Source organism: Paenibacillus terrae (genome assembly GCF_000943545.1).
Taxonomy (GTDB): domain Bacteria; phylum Bacillota; class Bacilli; order Paenibacillales; family Paenibacillaceae; genus Paenibacillus; species Paenibacillus terrae_A.
In genome coordinates this window covers 48087-66631 of the sequence record NZ_JTHP01000001.1, presented here as the reverse complement: position 1 = coordinate 66631, position 18545 = coordinate 48087, and the positions used below count along the sequence as shown (strand labels likewise).

General features: G+C 42.6%; 14 protein-coding genes and 1 pseudogene. 4 read left to right on the top strand and 11 right to left on the bottom strand.

Going from position 1 to position 18545, the window contains the following annotated elements:
- Positions 1-8 precede the first annotated feature (8 nt).
- The 4 genes from QD47_RS00315 to QD47_RS00300 form a co-directional block, all read right to left on the bottom strand.
- Complete coding sequence (locus QD47_RS00315) at positions 9-965, bottom strand: polysaccharide deacetylase family protein (RefSeq protein WP_044644230.1); 957 nt, start codon at positions 963-965, stop codon at positions 9-11.
- Between the two features lie 353 nt (positions 966-1318).
- On the bottom strand, positions 1319-3274 hold the full coding sequence (locus QD47_RS00310) for an acyltransferase family protein (protein WP_044644229.1): 1956 nt from the start codon (positions 3272-3274) through the stop codon (positions 1319-1321).
- 272 nt (positions 3275-3546) lie between these two features.
- Entirely contained in the window at positions 3547-4896 is a 1350-nt protein-coding gene (locus QD47_RS00305) for a sodium-dependent transporter (RefSeq protein WP_044644228.1), read from the bottom strand.
- Positions 4897-5058: 162 nt separating this feature from the next.
- Positions 5059-7611, bottom strand: coding sequence for a DUF2339 domain-containing protein (locus QD47_RS00300; RefSeq protein ID WP_044644227.1), 2553 nt, complete (start codon positions 7609-7611; stop codon positions 5059-5061).
- Between the two features lie 647 nt (positions 7612-8258).
- Here QD47_RS00300 and QD47_RS00295 point away from each other — a divergent pair.
- Positions 8259-8477 carry a hypothetical protein gene (locus tag QD47_RS00295; RefSeq protein WP_044644226.1) on the top strand — a complete coding sequence of 73 codons (219 nt, stop codon included), beginning with the start codon at positions 8259-8261 and terminating at the stop codon, positions 8475-8477.
- A gap of 31 nt (positions 8478-8508) precedes the next feature.
- Here QD47_RS00295 and QD47_RS00290 read toward each other — a convergent pair whose 3' ends face one another.
- The 7 genes and pseudogenes from QD47_RS00290 to QD47_RS00255 form a co-directional block, all read right to left on the bottom strand.
- Positions 8509-9240 carry a hypothetical protein gene (locus QD47_RS00290; protein ID WP_044644225.1) on the bottom strand — a complete coding sequence of 244 codons (732 nt, stop codon included), beginning with the start codon at positions 9238-9240 and terminating at the stop codon, positions 8509-8511.
- Between the two features lie 492 nt (positions 9241-9732).
- The gene (locus QD47_RS00285; RefSeq protein WP_044644224.1) at positions 9733-10245 is read right to left on the bottom strand and encodes a hypothetical protein; all 513 of its coding nucleotides are present in this window, start codon (positions 10243-10245) and stop codon (positions 9733-9735) included.
- 143 nt (positions 10246-10388) lie between these two features.
- Positions 10389-10898, bottom strand: a complete 510-nt coding sequence (locus tag QD47_RS30375; protein ID WP_044644223.1) for a hypothetical protein — start codon at positions 10896-10898, stop codon at positions 10389-10391.
- 468 nt (positions 10899-11366) lie between these two features.
- A complete protein-coding gene (locus tag QD47_RS00270; RefSeq protein ID WP_044644221.1) occupies positions 11367-11825 on the bottom strand; it encodes a copper amine oxidase N-terminal domain-containing protein in 459 nt (152 codons plus the stop codon).
- A 75-nt stretch (positions 11826-11900) separates the two neighbouring features.
- Complete coding sequence (locus QD47_RS00265) at positions 11901-13049, bottom strand: YrpD family protein (RefSeq protein WP_044644220.1); 1149 nt, start codon at positions 13047-13049, stop codon at positions 11901-11903.
- A 933-nt stretch (positions 13050-13982) separates the two neighbouring features.
- On the bottom strand, positions 13983-14162 hold the full coding sequence (locus QD47_RS00260; RefSeq protein WP_044644219.1) for an aspartyl-phosphate phosphatase Spo0E family protein: 180 nt from the start codon (positions 14160-14162) through the stop codon (positions 13983-13985).
- Between the two features lie 229 nt (positions 14163-14391).
- Positions 14392-15786 (bottom strand): annotated as a pseudogene (locus tag QD47_RS00255) (helix-turn-helix domain-containing protein).
- Between the two features lie 179 nt (positions 15787-15965).
- Here QD47_RS00255 and QD47_RS32345 point away from each other — a divergent pair.
- The 3 genes from QD47_RS32345 (at position 15966) to serS (ending at position 18479) form a co-directional block, all read left to right on the top strand.
- Positions 15966-16397: an AbrB/MazE/SpoVT family DNA-binding domain-containing protein gene (locus QD47_RS32345; RefSeq protein WP_200893371.1), complete on the top strand. Its 432-nt coding sequence runs from the start codon at positions 15966-15968 to the stop codon at positions 16395-16397.
- A 35-nt stretch (positions 16398-16432) separates the two neighbouring features.
- On the top strand, positions 16433-16879 hold the full coding sequence (locus QD47_RS00245) for an AbrB/MazE/SpoVT family DNA-binding domain-containing protein (RefSeq protein WP_044644218.1): 447 nt from the start codon (positions 16433-16435) through the stop codon (positions 16877-16879).
- A gap of 298 nt (positions 16880-17177) precedes the next feature.
- Positions 17178-18479, top strand: coding sequence for a serine--tRNA ligase (serS, locus tag QD47_RS00240; protein WP_044644217.1), 1302 nt, complete (start codon positions 17178-17180; stop codon positions 18477-18479).
- Positions 18480-18545 lie beyond the last annotated feature (66 nt).

Sequence of the window (18545 nt, the reverse complement as noted above, 5' to 3'; positions counted from 1 at the left end):
ACATATATTCACTTCATAATCTTAAATTCATATCCCTGTTTTTTTAAATATTCTATGATGACTGGTAAAGCCTTTGCAGTTTCTTCCTTGCCATAGGTATCATGCATTAAGATCACGGCTTTTTCTCGACCCTTTACAGACTTCATGAATTGGTTTATGAGTCCAGCCGCTTTCTTGTGTCGTCCCTCTGCATCTTTAGTTAATACATTCCAATCCACTTGGTGGTAATCCTTTTTTAGTAAAGCTGCATCTAATGCGGCCATACCCTTTGGATCTTTTTTCTTCCACGTCATGTGGCCTCCCGGGAATCGGATCATTCTTGTCGAGAAGTCCGGTCCCAGAATGCTTTTTAATACCTGATTGTTCTTTTCAATATCCTTCATAACGTTGTCCGTACTTACAGCCTTGTGGGGATATAGATACTTATAGTTATGTGAATACGTATGGTTTCCTATAGCGTGACCTTCTGCAACAATTCTTTTGATGATATTCTTCGTATGTTCATTTTCATCGGCTTCCTTTCCTACGACAAAAAAGGTTGCCTTTACCTTCTGTTTTTTCAGAATATCTAATATTTCAGGTGTTACCGTCACGGATGGCCCATCATCAAAAGATAAATAAGCTACTTTTTTACCATCGGCTCCATCAGGCTTCTGCCCCAGCATTTGTTGGTTTAAATATTTCTCAACAAAGGCACCATCTTCAACTCCGGCATCGTCTTTTTGTGAAGCAACTTTACCATTCGATTCGGCAGTCGGTTTACCTGTTGGTTTGGCATTGGATACGGTATCTGTTTTTTTAGCTTGCTCCATTGTTTGGGCTGGTGGTTTGCTATCTGACACCTTTAGCACAATGAGCGTAATACAACCGATCACGAATAATAAAATAGCAACGAATAGCAATCTTCTTTTGTTTCTCTTCAAGCGATGCTCTCTTGTTCTGCTATGTGTGTAACTCTTTTCCATTAGCTTATGTACCCCCACCAAAATAATATTTCCCGAAATTAGGCATATTCGTAACCTTACCATAAATAAGTAGAATGAAAATTGAAAAATTGTAGCCAAATAAGCAAAGAATTGTTACCCTTTAGGCTTCAAAAATCACAAGTGGAATCCCCTGAAAATTGTCATATTCCGTCGATCCTTGTCACACCAACGAAAACCCGCTTCACTACCCGATTTCTAAAATTAGAATAGTTATGACGAAAATATAAATAACAATTCATATTTAAGATAGAGGAAACCAACTGAAATAGCTCAATAAAATAAAAAGGAGCCGTGATATTTGTGCATCACAGCTACCTGACAACGATTGCTATTTAAGATTGCTTTGTCAAAACCTGAGCCAACAAAGATGCATAGGCTTTGGCGCCTTTGGGCTTCAAATGAACTCCGTCATGTTCAAAATACGAGTTTTTGCCAGAGCTGGCTCCGTACCAGTCGATCATCGTAATCCGTGTATCCTGGGACGCAGCTTCTGCAAGATGCTTGTTCACGATGCTCTCCCACGGACGCGGGACACGGGTATTCACGAGGATAATACGCTTCGCATCCTTCAGACTGGCGAGCAAATCGGTCAATTGATCCTTGGTAAAAGCGCCGTTTGTGCCCAGCTCAATAATGACTGTCTTCCCCAGCTGTCCATTCTGTCTCAACTGCTCCAGCACAGCAGGCGCTTCCGCCATCTGTCGTCCGATGCGCCCGTCTACAACAGCGCCTGGAAAAGCTTGCTGAATGTACGCCTGCACATCCAGCATGACAGAATCGCCAATTGCGGTCACACCTGCGCCAACATCTGCACTAGGCGTTGCCTGTTGCTGTTGGGTCGAAATATCCGACTGAACCTTAGCCCCATCCGTAGTGCCAGCCTTAGTCTCCGCATTCTTTGGCGTTTGGGCTAGAGCTTGGACCTTAGCTGCGTCCTGCACCTTGCCGCCCCCGGATACTTGTGGCTTGGCTTTCGGCTCCTTCGAAGCCACAGATACGGTTCCGTGAAGCGGTGGCACTGTCTTCCCGCTTAGAATCTCATCGTTCCCCGCTGCCTGCGTGATTGCGTCAGTAGACGCCACGTACAGATGAATGGTGCCTATAAGAACTCCTATAAAAAGCACAGATGCTGCGGTTGCAGGCATCCATCTCCAGTGTGCCTGTCTGCGAACCGCTGTACGGATGCCCGCGATCCAGTGGCGAAACCCTCCGTGCCGGATCGGCTCCTCGATATATTTATATGAGAGAGACGCAAGTAATATGGTTGCTAACAGTTGTAAAATGATTCGCAGCACATGCACCCCATCGGTATCCACCTGCGGTGTCGTCAGGGTGATAACCGGAACATGCCACAGGTATAGCCCGTAGGAACGTGCGCCGATCCAGCGCAGCGGCTTGAGTCCAAGCAGCTTTCCGAGATGGCTCACCGGATGCGCTAACGCAGCGACCACAATAGCAGTGACCAAAGCTATGCCCAGCAAGCCCCCCCGATACAAAGACGGGTCATATTCATTCGAGGCCCATGCCCAGTGACACAGCAGCAGCAAGCTTACAGCCCCAATACCATCCAGGAACAAGCGCGCCTTGGCAGACGCTTGCCCTTTCAGCTTGCCGCTAGGCCATACCAAAGCCAGCGCCGCACCAATCAGCAGGGCGAATCCGCGTGTATCCGTGCCATAATACACCCGGCTGGGATCAGTTCCGGGCACATAAATTACTGCCATCAGCAACGCAGAGATCAACGCTAGGCAAGTTACCCAGCCTGCGAGTACAATACGCTTGGGCATATATTTCAGCCCAAGCGCCAGCATTAACGGCCACAGGATATAGAATTGTTCCTCCACCGCCAGCGACCACAGATGTCCGAGCGGCGAAGGTGGTCCAAAGCTTTCAAAATACGATACCTGATGAAAAATAAACCACCAGTTACTCATATATACCAATGCAGCAGGTACATCTCCGCGCAAGGCCGTAAGCCGTGACGGATCGAAAAACAACGAGCACAGGACAATGACGGCTACAACCGTCAGCATGGCAGGCAGCAGCCTTCTGGCCCGACGCAACCAGAAATCTTTCATTTTAAAACTATGATATGTATCCCACTGACTTACCAGAATATCTGTGATTAAATACCCCGATAACGTAAAAAAAACGCCTACACCCAACAAGCCTCCCGGCAACCAATCCGGATTCAGATGATACACAATGACTGCGATGACCGCCAGCGCTCTTAACCCGTCCAGTCCCGGCATATACCGACGTTGTGATGGCAACGGATTAGACTTCATTTAAGCCGCCATCCTTCATGCAAATTCAAGTTCCCTGTCTGTTTCAATGCTCTTCTGCCCTTTCCCTCTCCTGCACATCGTTTTGTGCGATGCTCTGTAGCCTTTTCGTTCATTATATAGAACTTCATATTCGTAATGATTTCAATGGAGTTAAAATTAATGACAATGTTTTTATTATATCACTCCTTTCCACAGTTAGGTAACCACTGATAGATATACAAAAAAAGGCATCTCTTCCCTTGGGAAGAAAATGCCTTTTTGTTGATTTTAGCTTAAAATTTGATGATGCCTGAGGTATGCAGGAATACCAGCAACATCAGGATCGGCGCAATATACCGAAGGCCGAACAGCCATATGCGGAACCAGAAGGGTTTGAGATTCGCCTGCTCACCCGCAGTCTTCCAATAGTAGCCTGTGAATATAACAATCAACAAGCCGCCTAATGGCAAGAAGATGTTGGATGCTGTGAAGTCAACGAAATCGAAGAATGATTTGCCGCCAACTTTTAATTCCGGAACCAGTCCCATGGACAATGCAGAAGGGATACCCAGCAACAGGCACAGGACAGATACGACGATAACCGAGCGAACCCGGCTCCAACGGAACCGTTCCATAACATAGGCTACGGGTACTTCCAGCAAGGATACCATAGAACCTAATGCAGCAACCGCCAGCAGTACAAAGAACAAACCGCCGAAGAAAGCGCCGAAAGGCATGGCAGAGAACGCAGCCGGTAAAGCAATAAAGACCAGAGACGGCCCTTGAGCCGGGTTAATACCAAAGGAGAAGGTTGTAGGGAAAATAATCATACCTGCGATAAACGCATAAATTAAATCCCCGCCACCAACTGCCAGCATGGCTCCACCCAGCGATTGGCGACGATCCACATAAGCACCGTACGTGACCATAATCCCCATCCCCAGTGAGAGCGAGAAGAAAGCATGTCCCAAAGCAACCAATGCAGACTCTATACTAAGCTTAGAAAAGTCAGGATTCAGAAAGAAGGATACACCCGCACCAGAGCCTGGCAGCATAAGAGCATTTATCATTAACACGAGCAACAGAATAACCTTGGCAGGAATCAAAATTTTATTGAACTTTTCAATCCCGTTCGATACTCCAAGGGTAACCACGACTGCCGTAAATGCAAAAACGACTAACAGCCAAACCAACGGAGCGTAGCCGGAAGAAAAAGAAGCGAACTGTCCAGCAAAATCCTTATTTGAAAACAGATTTCCGCTAAATGCCTCTACAGCATAATGCAGTGTCCAGCCTCCTACAATGGCATAGAACGATAAAATAACAAACGGCACGATAACAAACATGATGCTCATCTTACCCCAAATCGGATGACCGCCTACTTTGACCATAGCAGAAGCAGCACTACCCCGGCCCGCTCGACCAAGCGCCAGCTCAGCCAGCAATACAGGTAAACCTACAAGCAACAGACAGACGATAAACAGCATGAAAAATGCCGCCCCACCATACTGTCCAGTAATATATGGAAATTTCCAAATGTTTCCGAGTCCTGCCGCACTCCCGATCGCTGCCAATATGAACCCGGCTGACGAGAAGCGTTCATTTTTATCGTTCAGGCTATTCTGCCCCTTGCTCAAACTCATTGTATCCCCCTCATTCTCTCTACTTCCGCATAAACATAAGCATGCGTACATAAATAATTTTTACTCATTATAGCGTAAGTAGGATGTAAGGTCATACAAAATTTCTCACTATTATCGAATTTATTTTCATATTGTCGGATATCTATATAATCCTACAAAAAACTACATTTTTCCTTCAACATCCTTCTTTATAATGGCCTCTCCCATGCGATTCGATACTTTTTGATAAATATACGAAATCGCCAACAATATCACACCAAAAGAGAAGTAAGCTACGATGGTGCTTCCCGTCGTTAACAGATGCAGGTCATACAGCAGCAGCTTACCTGTCGATAACAAAGTTAGTCCCAGACCAAATCTGCGAATGTAGACCACCCGTTTACGGAAACCATAGACAATATACAAAATGGCCAGCAACAGATACATCAAACTGAATACAAGCCCGGCATCTCCCAGACGGAACTGAACCCCGAGGAATGCGGTAATCACACCCAGCAAATATACGCCCATGATAACGGGATACAGCTCCGTGCTTCGATAATGTCGGGTCATCAGTGCGTTCAGGAAATCCCTGCTGCTGAAAAATACCAGGACATTGAAGGCAGCCAGCACCACCAACGCCACATAATCGGCAGCCGTATTTTGCGCATAATTGTCATGCAAGGTTGGAATGGCCACGGTAACCAGCAGCCCCAACGCATAGCCGATGACATACAGCACCAAGCTGTAGTATTTAATCACTTGATCATACAGCAGCTTCACTTTAGGCAAGGAGTAAGCCAAAACCAGCGATACACAGGTGTACAACAGCGCTTTGTAAAAGGAATAGTGTGTGAATCCTTCGGGTACGATGATGTTATACCAGTGCCCGGCTTCATACAGCAAATAACCATACACGTTCACCAGCGTCACATATTTAAAACCCTGCATGATACGCATCTCGTACAGACGAATGTTTTTGAATGCATCTGGACGGCCGAATTGAATCGCATAAAAGACGGTAACGATCAGCATCCCCAGCGTAATGAGCGTGTATTTGAGCCCAAAATAATCCGTCTCAAATCCCGACAGCAGATATATAGGAAAATCGACGAAAAAGAAAGCACCCAGACACAGTAATAAAATGCCCCAGCCCGCCCGCTCCAATTCCTTCAACCGATAACGGTTTCCATACAACGTCAGGAGAACGGACTCGATTAGCCAGCCCATCGACAGCCATTTGACTCCAAACTGGAACGGAACCATTAGAATGGCGAAGGTCAAGGAGGTGGCATAAAACAATACCTTTGTCTGTTTCTCTTCCGGAATAAATCTGCTGACCCATTGCGCCAAGCCCCCATACACCAGGCAAAAGACGAGTGCCAGCAAGCCTTTGTAATCATCCAGGCCCGCATCGTCGAACAGAGAGTACAGCACGGTACAGCTTACGACTGTGTTCAGAGCCAGCAGGGAGAAATCCAGCCAGGATAGCTTTTCTTTTAATCGGAACGGCACCCAGAGCGTCATCCCGAGGTACATTGCAAATGTAATAACTGCATACAACATGCTTGCAGTCGTGCTATCCGACAACCATACCAGTACAATCATCAGGGGTGTATTCAGCAGAAAGCTGATATATTGCACGACGACCCAGCGTTTGCGGAAGGATACAAGCAGAATCAGCAGGTTCAGCAGGAACAGGTAGCCCATGGCGATGTAAACCGAGTTCCCTTCCAGCCCGTTCGCCGCCATGTAGGAAAACAACGGGAGATATCCCCCTACCAATCCAAAAGAACAAATCGTTCGGGATTCATACCTTAACGACAGCAGCACAGCAGTCACTGTAACCAGCACGGATAGACCAATGCCTGTATACATCCCTATAATTTCCAGTAAGAAGTAGCTGTAAAAAATCGACCCGTACAGCACCGAAATACCGCCGCCCAATATTCCGAGCGCAAAGGTCTGCTTCTGTTTGCGGTACAACCACTCGCCGCCGCCCAGCATCAGCGCTCCTAACAGAAAGAAGGCTACGCCCTTCATATTTCCTGTAAACCAGTTGGAATATGAATATTTAAAGGCAGCTCCTACGCCTAAAATAATGAGCAAAATCCCCAGCTTGTTGATCCAGTTCAAGCCCAGCTTCATTTCGAACTGATTCTGCTTCATGCGCTTTTGCATCGTTTCTTCGCTGATTTCTTCTTCTTGAAGCTGATCCAGCCCGTTCGCCGTATGATGAAGCAAGTTTTGCTCAGCCTCTTGGAAGCGTCGGCGTTGCTCCATGATCCGATCACGGATTTCCTCCGCGAACTGCCGCAATCTGGCCACGATCTCGTCCTGATCCTCTTTAAGCTCATGAGTGCTTTGCTGAATAAGCTGGTCTACACGATTTTTAGCCCCGTACTCAAAGGCAGTCAATCGGTTCGTCCCTTCTGCTGTTCTGGAAGCAAAATAGGTTTCCAGCTTTTCACGCGAGATGCGGATCATATTGGCCTTCTCGCTCAGCATTTGCTCCGTCAACGCCGTGCGCAGCTTTCCATTTTCCTGCTCAATATGTTGTACCCGTTCTTCCAGACGAAGGCAGCGGGCCTGAACATCCTCAAATTTCTTCCGTAGCACCTCATTCTCCAGAATGACATCCGAGGCTTCATAGTCCGCAATTAACGTCTGGTATTCCTTAAGCAGCTTGCTCTGCTCTTGGCGGATCGTATGTAAACGATCTTTCAAATCCTTCATGTTTCCCTCCATCGCTGTCCAATTTGGTAATCATTACATTTTACATGAAATTAAAAAAGCATTATAGAGACTATAGCCCATTTTGGACGCTGAATTGAGGCTATTACTTAAATATTCTTCCAGTTTCATCATCGCAAATGAAGTAGAACGGATATACATAAGAAATAAAGCCTACCTCTTCTCTTCGTAAACATGAAATCGGAATTGAAAGGAGAAATATACATATATTCAATAAGTGGCACTATAGCCTTGATCGCAAGCATGTCCATGTTTTGGCTTTTATACGATTTGAGAGTCAGCCATTCTGTAGGCTATAATGATGCTTTTTACTTATTCCCACTGAAAGGAAGAACCCCGTAGGATTCTTCCTTACACAGTAGCAAGGTTCCATCTTTTTTCTTGTAGATGATCCTCTCTTGCGTTTCCTCATCTGTTGACTGACCATAAACTACTTCATTTTGACTGAAGTTTTTTTACAAACAATCCATCCTTCGTTTTGATTCTGTCAGGATGATTGAGAGGGTCAATAGGTGTGAGGACTACTGATAATCTCCAAAAGTTGATGTGTGTAACTTTTTGGATTATAATAATCATGTTTATATTTTTTGGACAGATTTCAAAATATTATAAAGGAGGATGAACAAACAATGAATAGGGCTGTGACAGGAACAATATTTTGTTTTATATCTGCTATGTTGTATTCTTCTTATTATCTTTGTGCAGCAATTATAGGAGCCGGGCAGTTAAATCCTTTTTATGCTCCGTTTGGTTCTTTAAAAGTTTTTGCCGTAATGGCTTTGATTATTGGAGTAGCTTACTTAATTATAAGTGAATATGGATATTTGAAAAAAAAGAAGAAGGCCTAGGCCTTCTTCTTTTACATTATAACTTAAAGTACTAGAGCCTTCTTTCTACTACTGTGACTACACCTTGTACTTTACCACCCGCAAGTTTAACAGGTGATTTAATGGTAACATTTTTGATACGCTCTAATACCGTGCCCACATAATTATAACCAACTAGGTCCCCTGTAAGTACTTTATAAATAGGGGTGAATTGTAGTTTCGCTTGATATCCAGGCTTAACAGTTAGAGAACTATTATAAAGATGGGTTTCAGTAGTCGACCAGCCACCTCCTAGAACTTGAGTTACTGCGTCATTCCATTTAGTGGAAATGGTCATATTCGCACTCCACGAAAAACTTTTTGACCAACCTACCATTTGCGTTAATGTGGTAGTTTTACTTGAATTTTTAATATAGTCAGTTATATCGGTTTTCTGATCTACTTGTAATTGGCTAGGATAATATAAGGACTGAATTAATTTACGCTTAGAAACAAAGTCAAGGCCAGTATCAGCCATTGGGCTAATCCTATTTTCGCTATCATAAACTTGAGCTGTGACTGTCTGTGGCTGTTCTTGAGAAAGGAGTTTTTGATACTCATTTAACGAGATTTCTTCCAAACCACTCTCTGTAGTTATGTAGGCTTTAACTACTTCGGGCTGTGAAGTAGCTGACTCACTAACAGCAATATTAGAATTAGTTACCTCAGCATTTGCAACAGATACAACTGGAACAGAAAATAGAGCTACTGATAGAGCAAACATTGCAATACTTTTCTTTTTCATAGATTATTCCTCCAATAATATTATTTTATAGAAACTTTTTTTGCATAGAAAATCACAAAAAAAGCGACTAACAACGCTAATAAACATGTGAGTATGTAATCTTATGTAATCGAGCAAAAAGTAGAGTGAAGAAAATTGCATATGAAACCACATTATAAATATATTGCATTGTTATTATAATCTTTTATAAATGGTAATTATTTCAATAATAATTATATCACACGATTTCTGTTTTTCTACGCAAATGTTCAATAATCCCCTATAAATGAATCCCCTCTCCTAGATAGCTAACCCTCCAAAGCTTTTAACAAGCTTGAATTGCCATTTCCTTTAGGTCAAAGGATAGATTTTATTGGTGATTGGTTGGTTTTTGAAATTAATATATATTATAGACAGTATGAACACTTTCTCTATTAAACAGACATTTAACATTCACTTTAGCAAAGAAGCTCCAGACCTGAGGCCCAGAGCTTTCTTTGTTTAGGTCAGCTATTATTTTGCGTCCGAAGGCAATGAACCGGCTACGCCCCAAATTTCCACATTAACTTTGTTTGTACCACCGCGGAACTGAATTGTATATCGTCCAGAACGCAAGCCGTCCGAAATTCCTGCATCGGTACTTCTCCAAACAGTTTCACTGTTTTTTCTGACTGTCTGGCCGTCAACATACACTTTGCCAGAATCGTTGTGCTGTACAGTAAAGTCAACCGGGGCATTAGCATAGTTCCTAATGCGCAATTTAACATGCCCAAAACCCTTAGGAACCTCGAAGCTACCCGGTGCAGTTGCACTTCCCCCTACAGTAAAGTTAAAAGAATTCCCCACGCTCTGAGGAGTTATGACATGGTCACTAGTAGTTGTTGTACCAGCATCTTGGGTCGCAGTAGTGGGGATATTTGCAGAATCAGTTACATCTGAATCCGCAAAAATTGCACTTGGTATGGCAACAGCCCCCAGCAAACTAACAGATAAGGCTGATGCAATCAATAATTTGTTCTTTTTCATAGATTATTTCTCCTTGTATTTAGATAAACTAAGCAAGGAAAGCTTTGGACCGAATGGCCTGAAGCTTTCCTTTTTGCTTCGCTTGTCGCGTTTTACTTAACAATAAATCTTTGTATTATACAACTACCGAATTTTTTGTTTTATTAGCTAATATCTTTCGGGTATTGACCTGACACACCCCATGTTGAGACACGCACAACGTCGCCGCCAGCTCTCCATTGTATTTCATAATTTCCTGAGCGTAGCCCTTGTGAAAAAGAATCTAAGCTTTTCCAGGACAATTCACCACCAGCGCCCACTCTCTTAGTAATGTATTGTTTTCCACTATCCGTATGCACCAGGCTAAAAGTAATGGTTGAATTACCTTTGTTTTTCACATAAATTTCAAGATGCCCGTATCCACGATCTAATACAAAACGTGATACCGGATCCTTTCTGTCGAACGTGTCATTAAAAACATCTCTTGATCTTTGCCGAGTTATGACATGGTCATTAGTAGTTGTTGTACCAGCATCTTGGGACGCTGTAGTGGATATATTCGCCGAAATCTTATCAGGATGAGGTACTGCTGCATCATTTTGTGCTGCGTAAATGTTAGGTGTACCTACAACAAAAAGCAGTAAAGCAGAAATAATAATCGCTATTTTTTTCATGATATTTCCTTCTCGTCATATATTTACATTATAATGATAACATTAACATCTGTTTTACAGGCGTTTTATCACACTTCATAAAGGAGAGATATACATGTATTCCCTAAGCGGTACCATTGCTTTAATATCAAGCATGTCTATGTTTTGGCTTTTATACTATTTAAGAGTCACCCATTCCGCAGGATTTAATGATGCTTTTTACTTATTCCCACTGATCTTAATTTTTCTTTGTATTTATTTTTATTGGAAGGATCATGATGAGAAAAGTAGATCATCCAGAGAGATAAAGTAGAGTGTATAGTTCAGATTCATCTGAGCGTTTAGATTTTCACAGAAAAAGGGAAGAACCCTGCAGGATTCTTCCTTACATAAAGTTAATACTTTTTCATATTACCGCAAATAAAGAAAAACCCTTATTTTAAAGGATTTCAGTTCGTTTGATAAATTTAATAGTGATCGCATACTCAATTAATTTTTATTTATATTTGAGTCCTCAATATATATTGCAGCATCATTCCCCTTTTTTGCCCAAGTGACTTTTGCGCCCAAGGTTTCAGCTACAAAACGTAGATTTACATTGAAAAGTCCATCAGTAGGATCAAGAAACGGAGGAGCTATTAACTTCTCTTTTTTTCCATTGACGTATGCCTCATAAGAATTGTGCGTTAATACAATAGTTGTGCTTCCATTAGTTGCAGTTACTGACTTTTTGTCTTTGTCCCAAGTTACTTTCATATTGAATTTTTCAAAGATGGGTCTAAAAGGAACATAAGTAACTCCTGCTGATCCCATTCCAGCAGATATATCCAACTTTTGATTATTTACATAGACATCAGGTTTTTCCAATGATGCATGGACCATACTAGTACCCGCTAACATTAACGTCATCAAGAGCGTTAGTACAGGTAACATTTTTTTTATTCTCATTCCTCTCAAACCTCCCAAAAAATTTTGTGGCATTAGCGAGTATCTAATGCCACAAAATGTATTAGTTAAAAACACTTACTGAACATTAATTGTTACAGTGTTTCCACTACGACTTACAGTTGCATGATCCTCTTGTGGAGTTGAAAAATAACTATTAGCAACATCATTACCATTTATCTTAATACTAGAATAAATTGCCTTGTTTCTCCCTGTATTATCACTTGAAACTACTGTTGATAACAGTTTCCAAGCTGATATTTGTGGAATATTCCAACTAGCATTAGAATCGATAATAGTAATATTATGTGTATCCGACAAAGTAGTACCTTGTCTAGTTGGACTAATAGTCGTACCATCAACTTTCAATCTTACTTTACCATCATTATTATACCAAATATACAAAATTGCGTCAGTTCCGGGCTTGTAGCCATTTTTATATTGTCCCTCTAAATTATTGGAATCTGGAAATAGATTGCTTGCATATTGAGTCCAACCGTCCTTAGTAGGCTGTGTCTTCTTTTTAAGTATAATTATCGGCTTCCATCCCCATTGGTTTGAATTAGGTCCTAAATTGTTATAATAAGATAAACCCATATCAGCAGCCCATGAACCGACCCCACCTGAAGCACCCGAGCTGTACTCAAATCCTCCATAGTTATAAGGAGAATAACGTGCTAAATCACTACTAACTTGAGAAGTCGTCGGTATAGCTAGCTTAGTACTAAGATAACTTCCAGGTGAACCAGTTTGGGAGATTGTTATCTTACCACCTACTCCGTCATCGATGAAATCAGATTGAACTTGTGGCGTCACCCTAGAACTTAGTTCTTTTTCCTTCAATTCAGAAGCAACCTCATTAATAAGGCTTTTACTTTGATCATTATCTGTAATAATAAGCTCAGGCTTTGAGTTAGCTGATTCCTCATAAAAGTAAATATGCTGTTCATCAAAAGTAACATAATTGTATGTAGTGTTATCATAAGTTGTATTTGTTACTGTTAGACTTGTTTTCGAGTTTTTTTCCTGTTGCAGGGCACCTTTTGCAGTTTGAACAATTGAAGATATCCTGTCACTCGATACCTTATTGCCTTCAAAATGGGTCACATTTAGTGATTGGCTTACCAAATCTGCAGATTCTGTAACGGGATTCGCAAGAGCAGAAACAGGGAATGCTGCAAGACTCACTATCAAGGCCGAAACCATTGAAGCCTTTAATATTTTCATAAAAATTCCTCCTTTTCTATTTTAAGTACATCCATAAATGTACGCTTTTCATATGAAAAAAACAACATATATTTTGATATAAACTCAATATATACTATTTTTTTCATTTAAAAACATTTTTTATAAGCCAACCATTTCATAGGTTTTTATGATGCTTTTTACTTATTCCCACTGATCTTAATTTTCCTTTGTATTTTTTTTATTGGAAGGATCATGATGAAAAAAAGTAGGTGATCCATCATCTCATTATCCAGGCACTTATATCCCCTCCCTTCTTGACCGGTTGATGCCCACATTCGGTCTTAGGTGGCATTTTCCCTGCCCTTGACCCGGTCACTCTCTCGATTGATCTTGCTTCGTATGTTACTACATTTTCACAGCCAAGACTCCTCTCCAAACAAGTAGCTTAGATACCTTGTTAAATGATATTTATACAAATTCCTATGCACTATTGAAGTAGATAGGAGGTGTATACATCTTGCATTATCGAAATACATAAATTTTTTATCAATGGTAATTATTTCAATAATAATTATATCACACGATTTCTGTTTTTCTACGCAAATGTTCAATAATCCCCTATAAATGAATCCCCTCTCCTAGATAGCTAACCTTACAAAGCTTTTAACAAGCTTGCATTGCCATTTCCTTTAGGTCAAAGGATAGGTTTTATTGGTCATTGGTTGGTTTTTGAAATTAATATGCGCATTAACTCTTACCTTATCACTCCAAAATTAATTACATTTTATGACATGTTATTGTATTTTTCTTTTAAAAAAGCCATTATATAGAATGATTATACTAGTTAGATGAGAGGAGGGATAGTTTTGCATAAACAGCATCTGTTTTATTTACTTGAACGAAACCAGGCGTCATGCTAAGGCAAGAAAAACAGTGTAGGTAATGTGGCTCTGAAAGCATGAGGATGCTTGGTTATATCAGTTGGGTCAGCTTCTTGGTCTGAAACATACGGTTGTACTGATTAATCAGTTCATCCAAAAACATAGACTGTTCAAGCACACAGGCATGTCCGAAACCATACTGTTTGTACAGATCATGCAATCGTTGCCGGGCATCTTCCAACTGTTGATTTAACGTTTCATCTGTATTCATAGCGCATTCCCTCCTAATGTATCTCATTTTAGGTTGGAATGTGGAAATATGGATCGCTATTTTAGCAATCAAAAATCAACAAAATATAACAAAAAAAAGACCAGCGGCTAGGCTGGTCAATGGTAATGAAATAGTGCTCGGTCAAGCTGAACCAATGTGTTCTTGCGGTTTGAATATGCCAAGGGTAGGGTCTTTAGCCTGAACTGGTAGTACCAGTACCAGTACAAAGCTAACTGCTGCCAAGAGCAAAGCCATCTTTTTGATCATTTTCTTTCCACACCTCCTGGTAAGTAGAATGAAACTGAGCCAATATTTCAGGAGCGGCATATACCCTGAAGCAGTCAAATAAACCTGCACAATTGGCAATAAGTAGTACATGATTAATTGTACCAGCTTTTTCTAAAGCGTCGATTAAACATTTGAAACCATATGAATATCTACCTTTATTTAGGCTATACTTGGCCATCTTGTACCAAAACCGTGCATACTGCTGTGGCAAATATTGTTGCCTAATGTCAGCAGGGGACGGCTCCTGATACGCCGTAATTTGGGGTTCAAAGCGCCGAAGGATATGATCCACATCAATATGATAGCGATTGGCTGCTTCAATGACGTTTAAGAGTTCGTTGAAAATATATTTTTCGCCTGCCATATATTCTACATAATTCGGCAGGACACTCACATCTCCTGACATCAGCTTGTTCACATAAGTATTAATTTTCGCCTAATGCTGAAATAGACCTAACCAATGGAGCGTGTCCGGGTCACTTTCCTTTACCCAGCTTAAATCAGCATAGCCTTGAAGGTGTACTAATGCTGGCTCATGGTCCCCCTTCGCATCACAGGCATTAGCACACATCAATTCGGCGTAAGCTATGTATACAAAAAGCGGCCTACTTAGCTTCTTTTGTGGTTCTTTTTCCTTGCGCCCAGAGTTATGAACCATGTCATAGTATATTCTCCCTAGCTGTCCCATCTGCTTTGCATACTTATATACCTTGTCCCACTGGCTCAATGCTCTGTACACATTCGCTAAATCCTTCAACGCATCCAGTTGGTCGACTTCATGCAAGCGATGGACAAACGATTCAAATTTGGCGGCGGCGTCCATATTGCGATTCTGATCCTTTCCGATCGCAAGGGTGAACAAGCGATAGTGGCAGATCGCAAGTCGTTCCGAATGCTGCTGTTTTTCGCCCTCGGCGATGTTCTCGTATAGGTAAGCCGCTGCTTCCCGATAATCTTGTTTATAACAATCCTCTGCTAATGCAAAGAGATAAGGAAGATAGCCCAGATCATCCAGCAGCACACTTACTACTTTTTGCAAACAGTCTACGCGCTGAAACTGCACACAGCGGTACAAGAACGGGCTAATTCTTTTCCAGTTCAGCGGTGCATCTATCACACTTTCTTCAATATATCTTTCATAGAAATGGTCTGCTGGTAAATTCATTCCTAACGTAATGCGATCCAATTGGTGCACCGAAATGGTACGATTACCTGTTATAATACCGCTCACCGTACCCGGATTCATGCCAGCAATGTGTCCAAACCCGGTCATGCTCAAGCCTGCTTGTTTTAGGTATCTTTCTAATTCTGCTCTAATCTTGGGTGTGATTTCCATAAATAAACCACCCTTTCAGCGTGAACTTTAATAGGATACACATTTTTTTAAAAAATATATTTTGGAAACTTATAATATGATAAAAGTTTTACCTACTCCTGATGGTACCACATTTTGGAATAACAATAAATACTTCTATTTTATTGCTTTTTATCTTGGTAATAGGAGGTCTTTTGGCAATGCCTCATGTAAAAATGACAAAAAACTTAGACCCTACAGGGCGCTTGGTCATTCCCAAGGAAATCCTATATACATGCGATATTTTTCACGGTCATTCTATTGAATTTTTTGCAGATGAAAAGACGGGTACGCTATTACTACAAAGATACTACGGGCAGTCTTGTCATTTTTGTCTCTCTACTGAAGAATTAAGTGGTTTCAAAGGCTTTCTCATATGTAAAAATTGCAACTATATGCTCAAGACCGTATCTATGCGTGTACAAGCCTTTCAGCCCAAAGAGATCATGGCCCAGCTTCTTTTAGATCTATATGAAAGCCATCCACATGCTACACAACAGCAATATGCTGGCATGTTGGGTATCTCAGAAGCTCGCATAAGCCAGCTCATACAACAAGTGTTCGATCAGGCAAGTGTCCAACTGGAGGAATGAGCTTTGCCAAGACAGATGAAGAAGGAGGATATCATATGAAGAATACAGGTATGACTCGATCTTTAGATCAGTTAGGCCGAATCGTTATTCCTAAAGAAATGCGGATGTCTATGGGTATCGATGTTGGCGATCCTTTAGAATTTTATATGGATATTGAAACGGGTTTTTTAAGTATGCGAAAGTATATCGGGGTCGCCTGTAACCTATGTAATGCTGTCGAAGATCTGACCTATTTTAGAAATTCACTTTTATGTAAAAAATGTATACAAGAGCTAAAAGGCAATATAGGCGTTAGTCGCACTCCTGCTCCGATGGTTAAGAAACCTGCGTACAAAGGAAAGAGAGTCAACCAATCATCACAACGATTAGTCGAGCGTCTAAGAAAAATGGTACATGAACATCCCCATGCCAAGCAGGGCGAATATGCACAATGGCTTGGCGTGTCACAAGGCCGTATATCGCAGCTTAAAAAGCTGTTGTAGCTTGATTAACCTGCCAAAAATCCGTATACTAACAAAAAAGCAAACGACATTACGCCCGTGAAGAGCATCCAACTCGGAGGCGTTTACGCCAAGGAACATACATGAGTGTACGATATGAACTTGTATTCCTAAGTAAACCGGACACCCGCCCGTTATAGCGGAGCAAAGTGGATTGGAGAGTCATGACATCTGTCATGCTGTCCGGTCAATTTGGGTGGCACCGCGAGATCAGAGCGCTCCTCGTCCCATGTGGATGAGGGCGCTTTTTGTATTTCTATCCGAAAAGGAGTGCGGTGTCATGTTGGATATCAAGTGGATCAGAGAACATCAGGAACAGGTTCAGGCAGCAGCAAATGGAAAAGGAATACAGGTCTCGGTTGCAGAGCTGCTCACCCTGGATAACCGGAGAAAGCAGTTGCTTCAGGAAGTGGAGCAACTCCGTCAAACGCGGAATCAATGTAGTCAGGATATTGGTGCACTGATTCATGCCGGGAAGAGCGATCAGGTGGAAGAAAACAAGCGGCGGGTCAAAGAAATTAACAGACAGTTAGACCGTCTGGAAGCCCCGCAGCGAGAAGTGGAGGAGCAGTTTCAACAGCTCATGCTTCTGGTTCCTAATATCGTTTCGCCAGATACACCACGGGGCAGATCGGATGAGGATAATGTAGAACTGGAGCGGGTCGGTACGGTTCCCGATTTGGGATTTGAGCCACGCGATCATATGGCGCTCGGTCAGCTTCACAGCCTGATCGACGTTCCCCGCGGCGTCAAAACAGCCGGAACCCGGAACTACTACCTGACAGGAGCCGGAGTCACGTTGCACCGGGCAGTACAGCAACTTGCTGTGGACCTGCTGACTGAACGGGGCTTTCAACTGCTGGACGTTCCGCTGATGGTACGCGCCGAGGCGATGCACAGCACTGGCTTCTTCCCGCTCGGGGTGGATCAGACGTACCGTATCGCAGGAGAGGATCAATGGCTCGTCGGTACCTCGGAGGTTCCGCTTGTCTCGTATTACAGCGGTGAAATCGTGGACGTTACGGACCCCATCCGGTTGGCGGCCGTATCGGTATGCTTCCGTAATGAGGTCGGCTCGGCCGGAAGAGATGTGCACGGACTGTATCGTGTGCACCAGTTCGCCAAGGTCGAGCAGGTAGTGATTTGCGAAGCCAGTCTGGACGCTTCGGAGCAGATGTTTCAGGAAATTACGCGCAATGCGGAAGACCTGCTTCAACAACTGGAGCTGCCTTATCGCAAAATGGCCGTCTGCACAGGCGACATGTCGCAAAAAACCTACAAGCAGGTGGATATTGAGACATGGATGCCCAGCCGACAGGCTTATGGCGAGACGCATTCGTCGTCCCAATTGCTTGATTTTCAGGCGCGGCGTTCCAACATCCGCTACCGGGATGCGAACGGCAAGCTGCAATATGCCTACACGCTCAACAATACGGCAGTTGCTTCACCCCGTATTTTGATTCCGCTGCTAGAGAATCATCAGCAAGAGGACGGATCGATCCGTATTCCGGAGGCTTTACGCCAGTATATGCCACATCGTGCAGCATTTCTGCGACCTCCCGGTCAGGACGGAACAATCTGAGGATTACCGACATTTATGTAACACGAGCAGCATTAAATAAACTCCAAACGTGATGATCAACAAAGG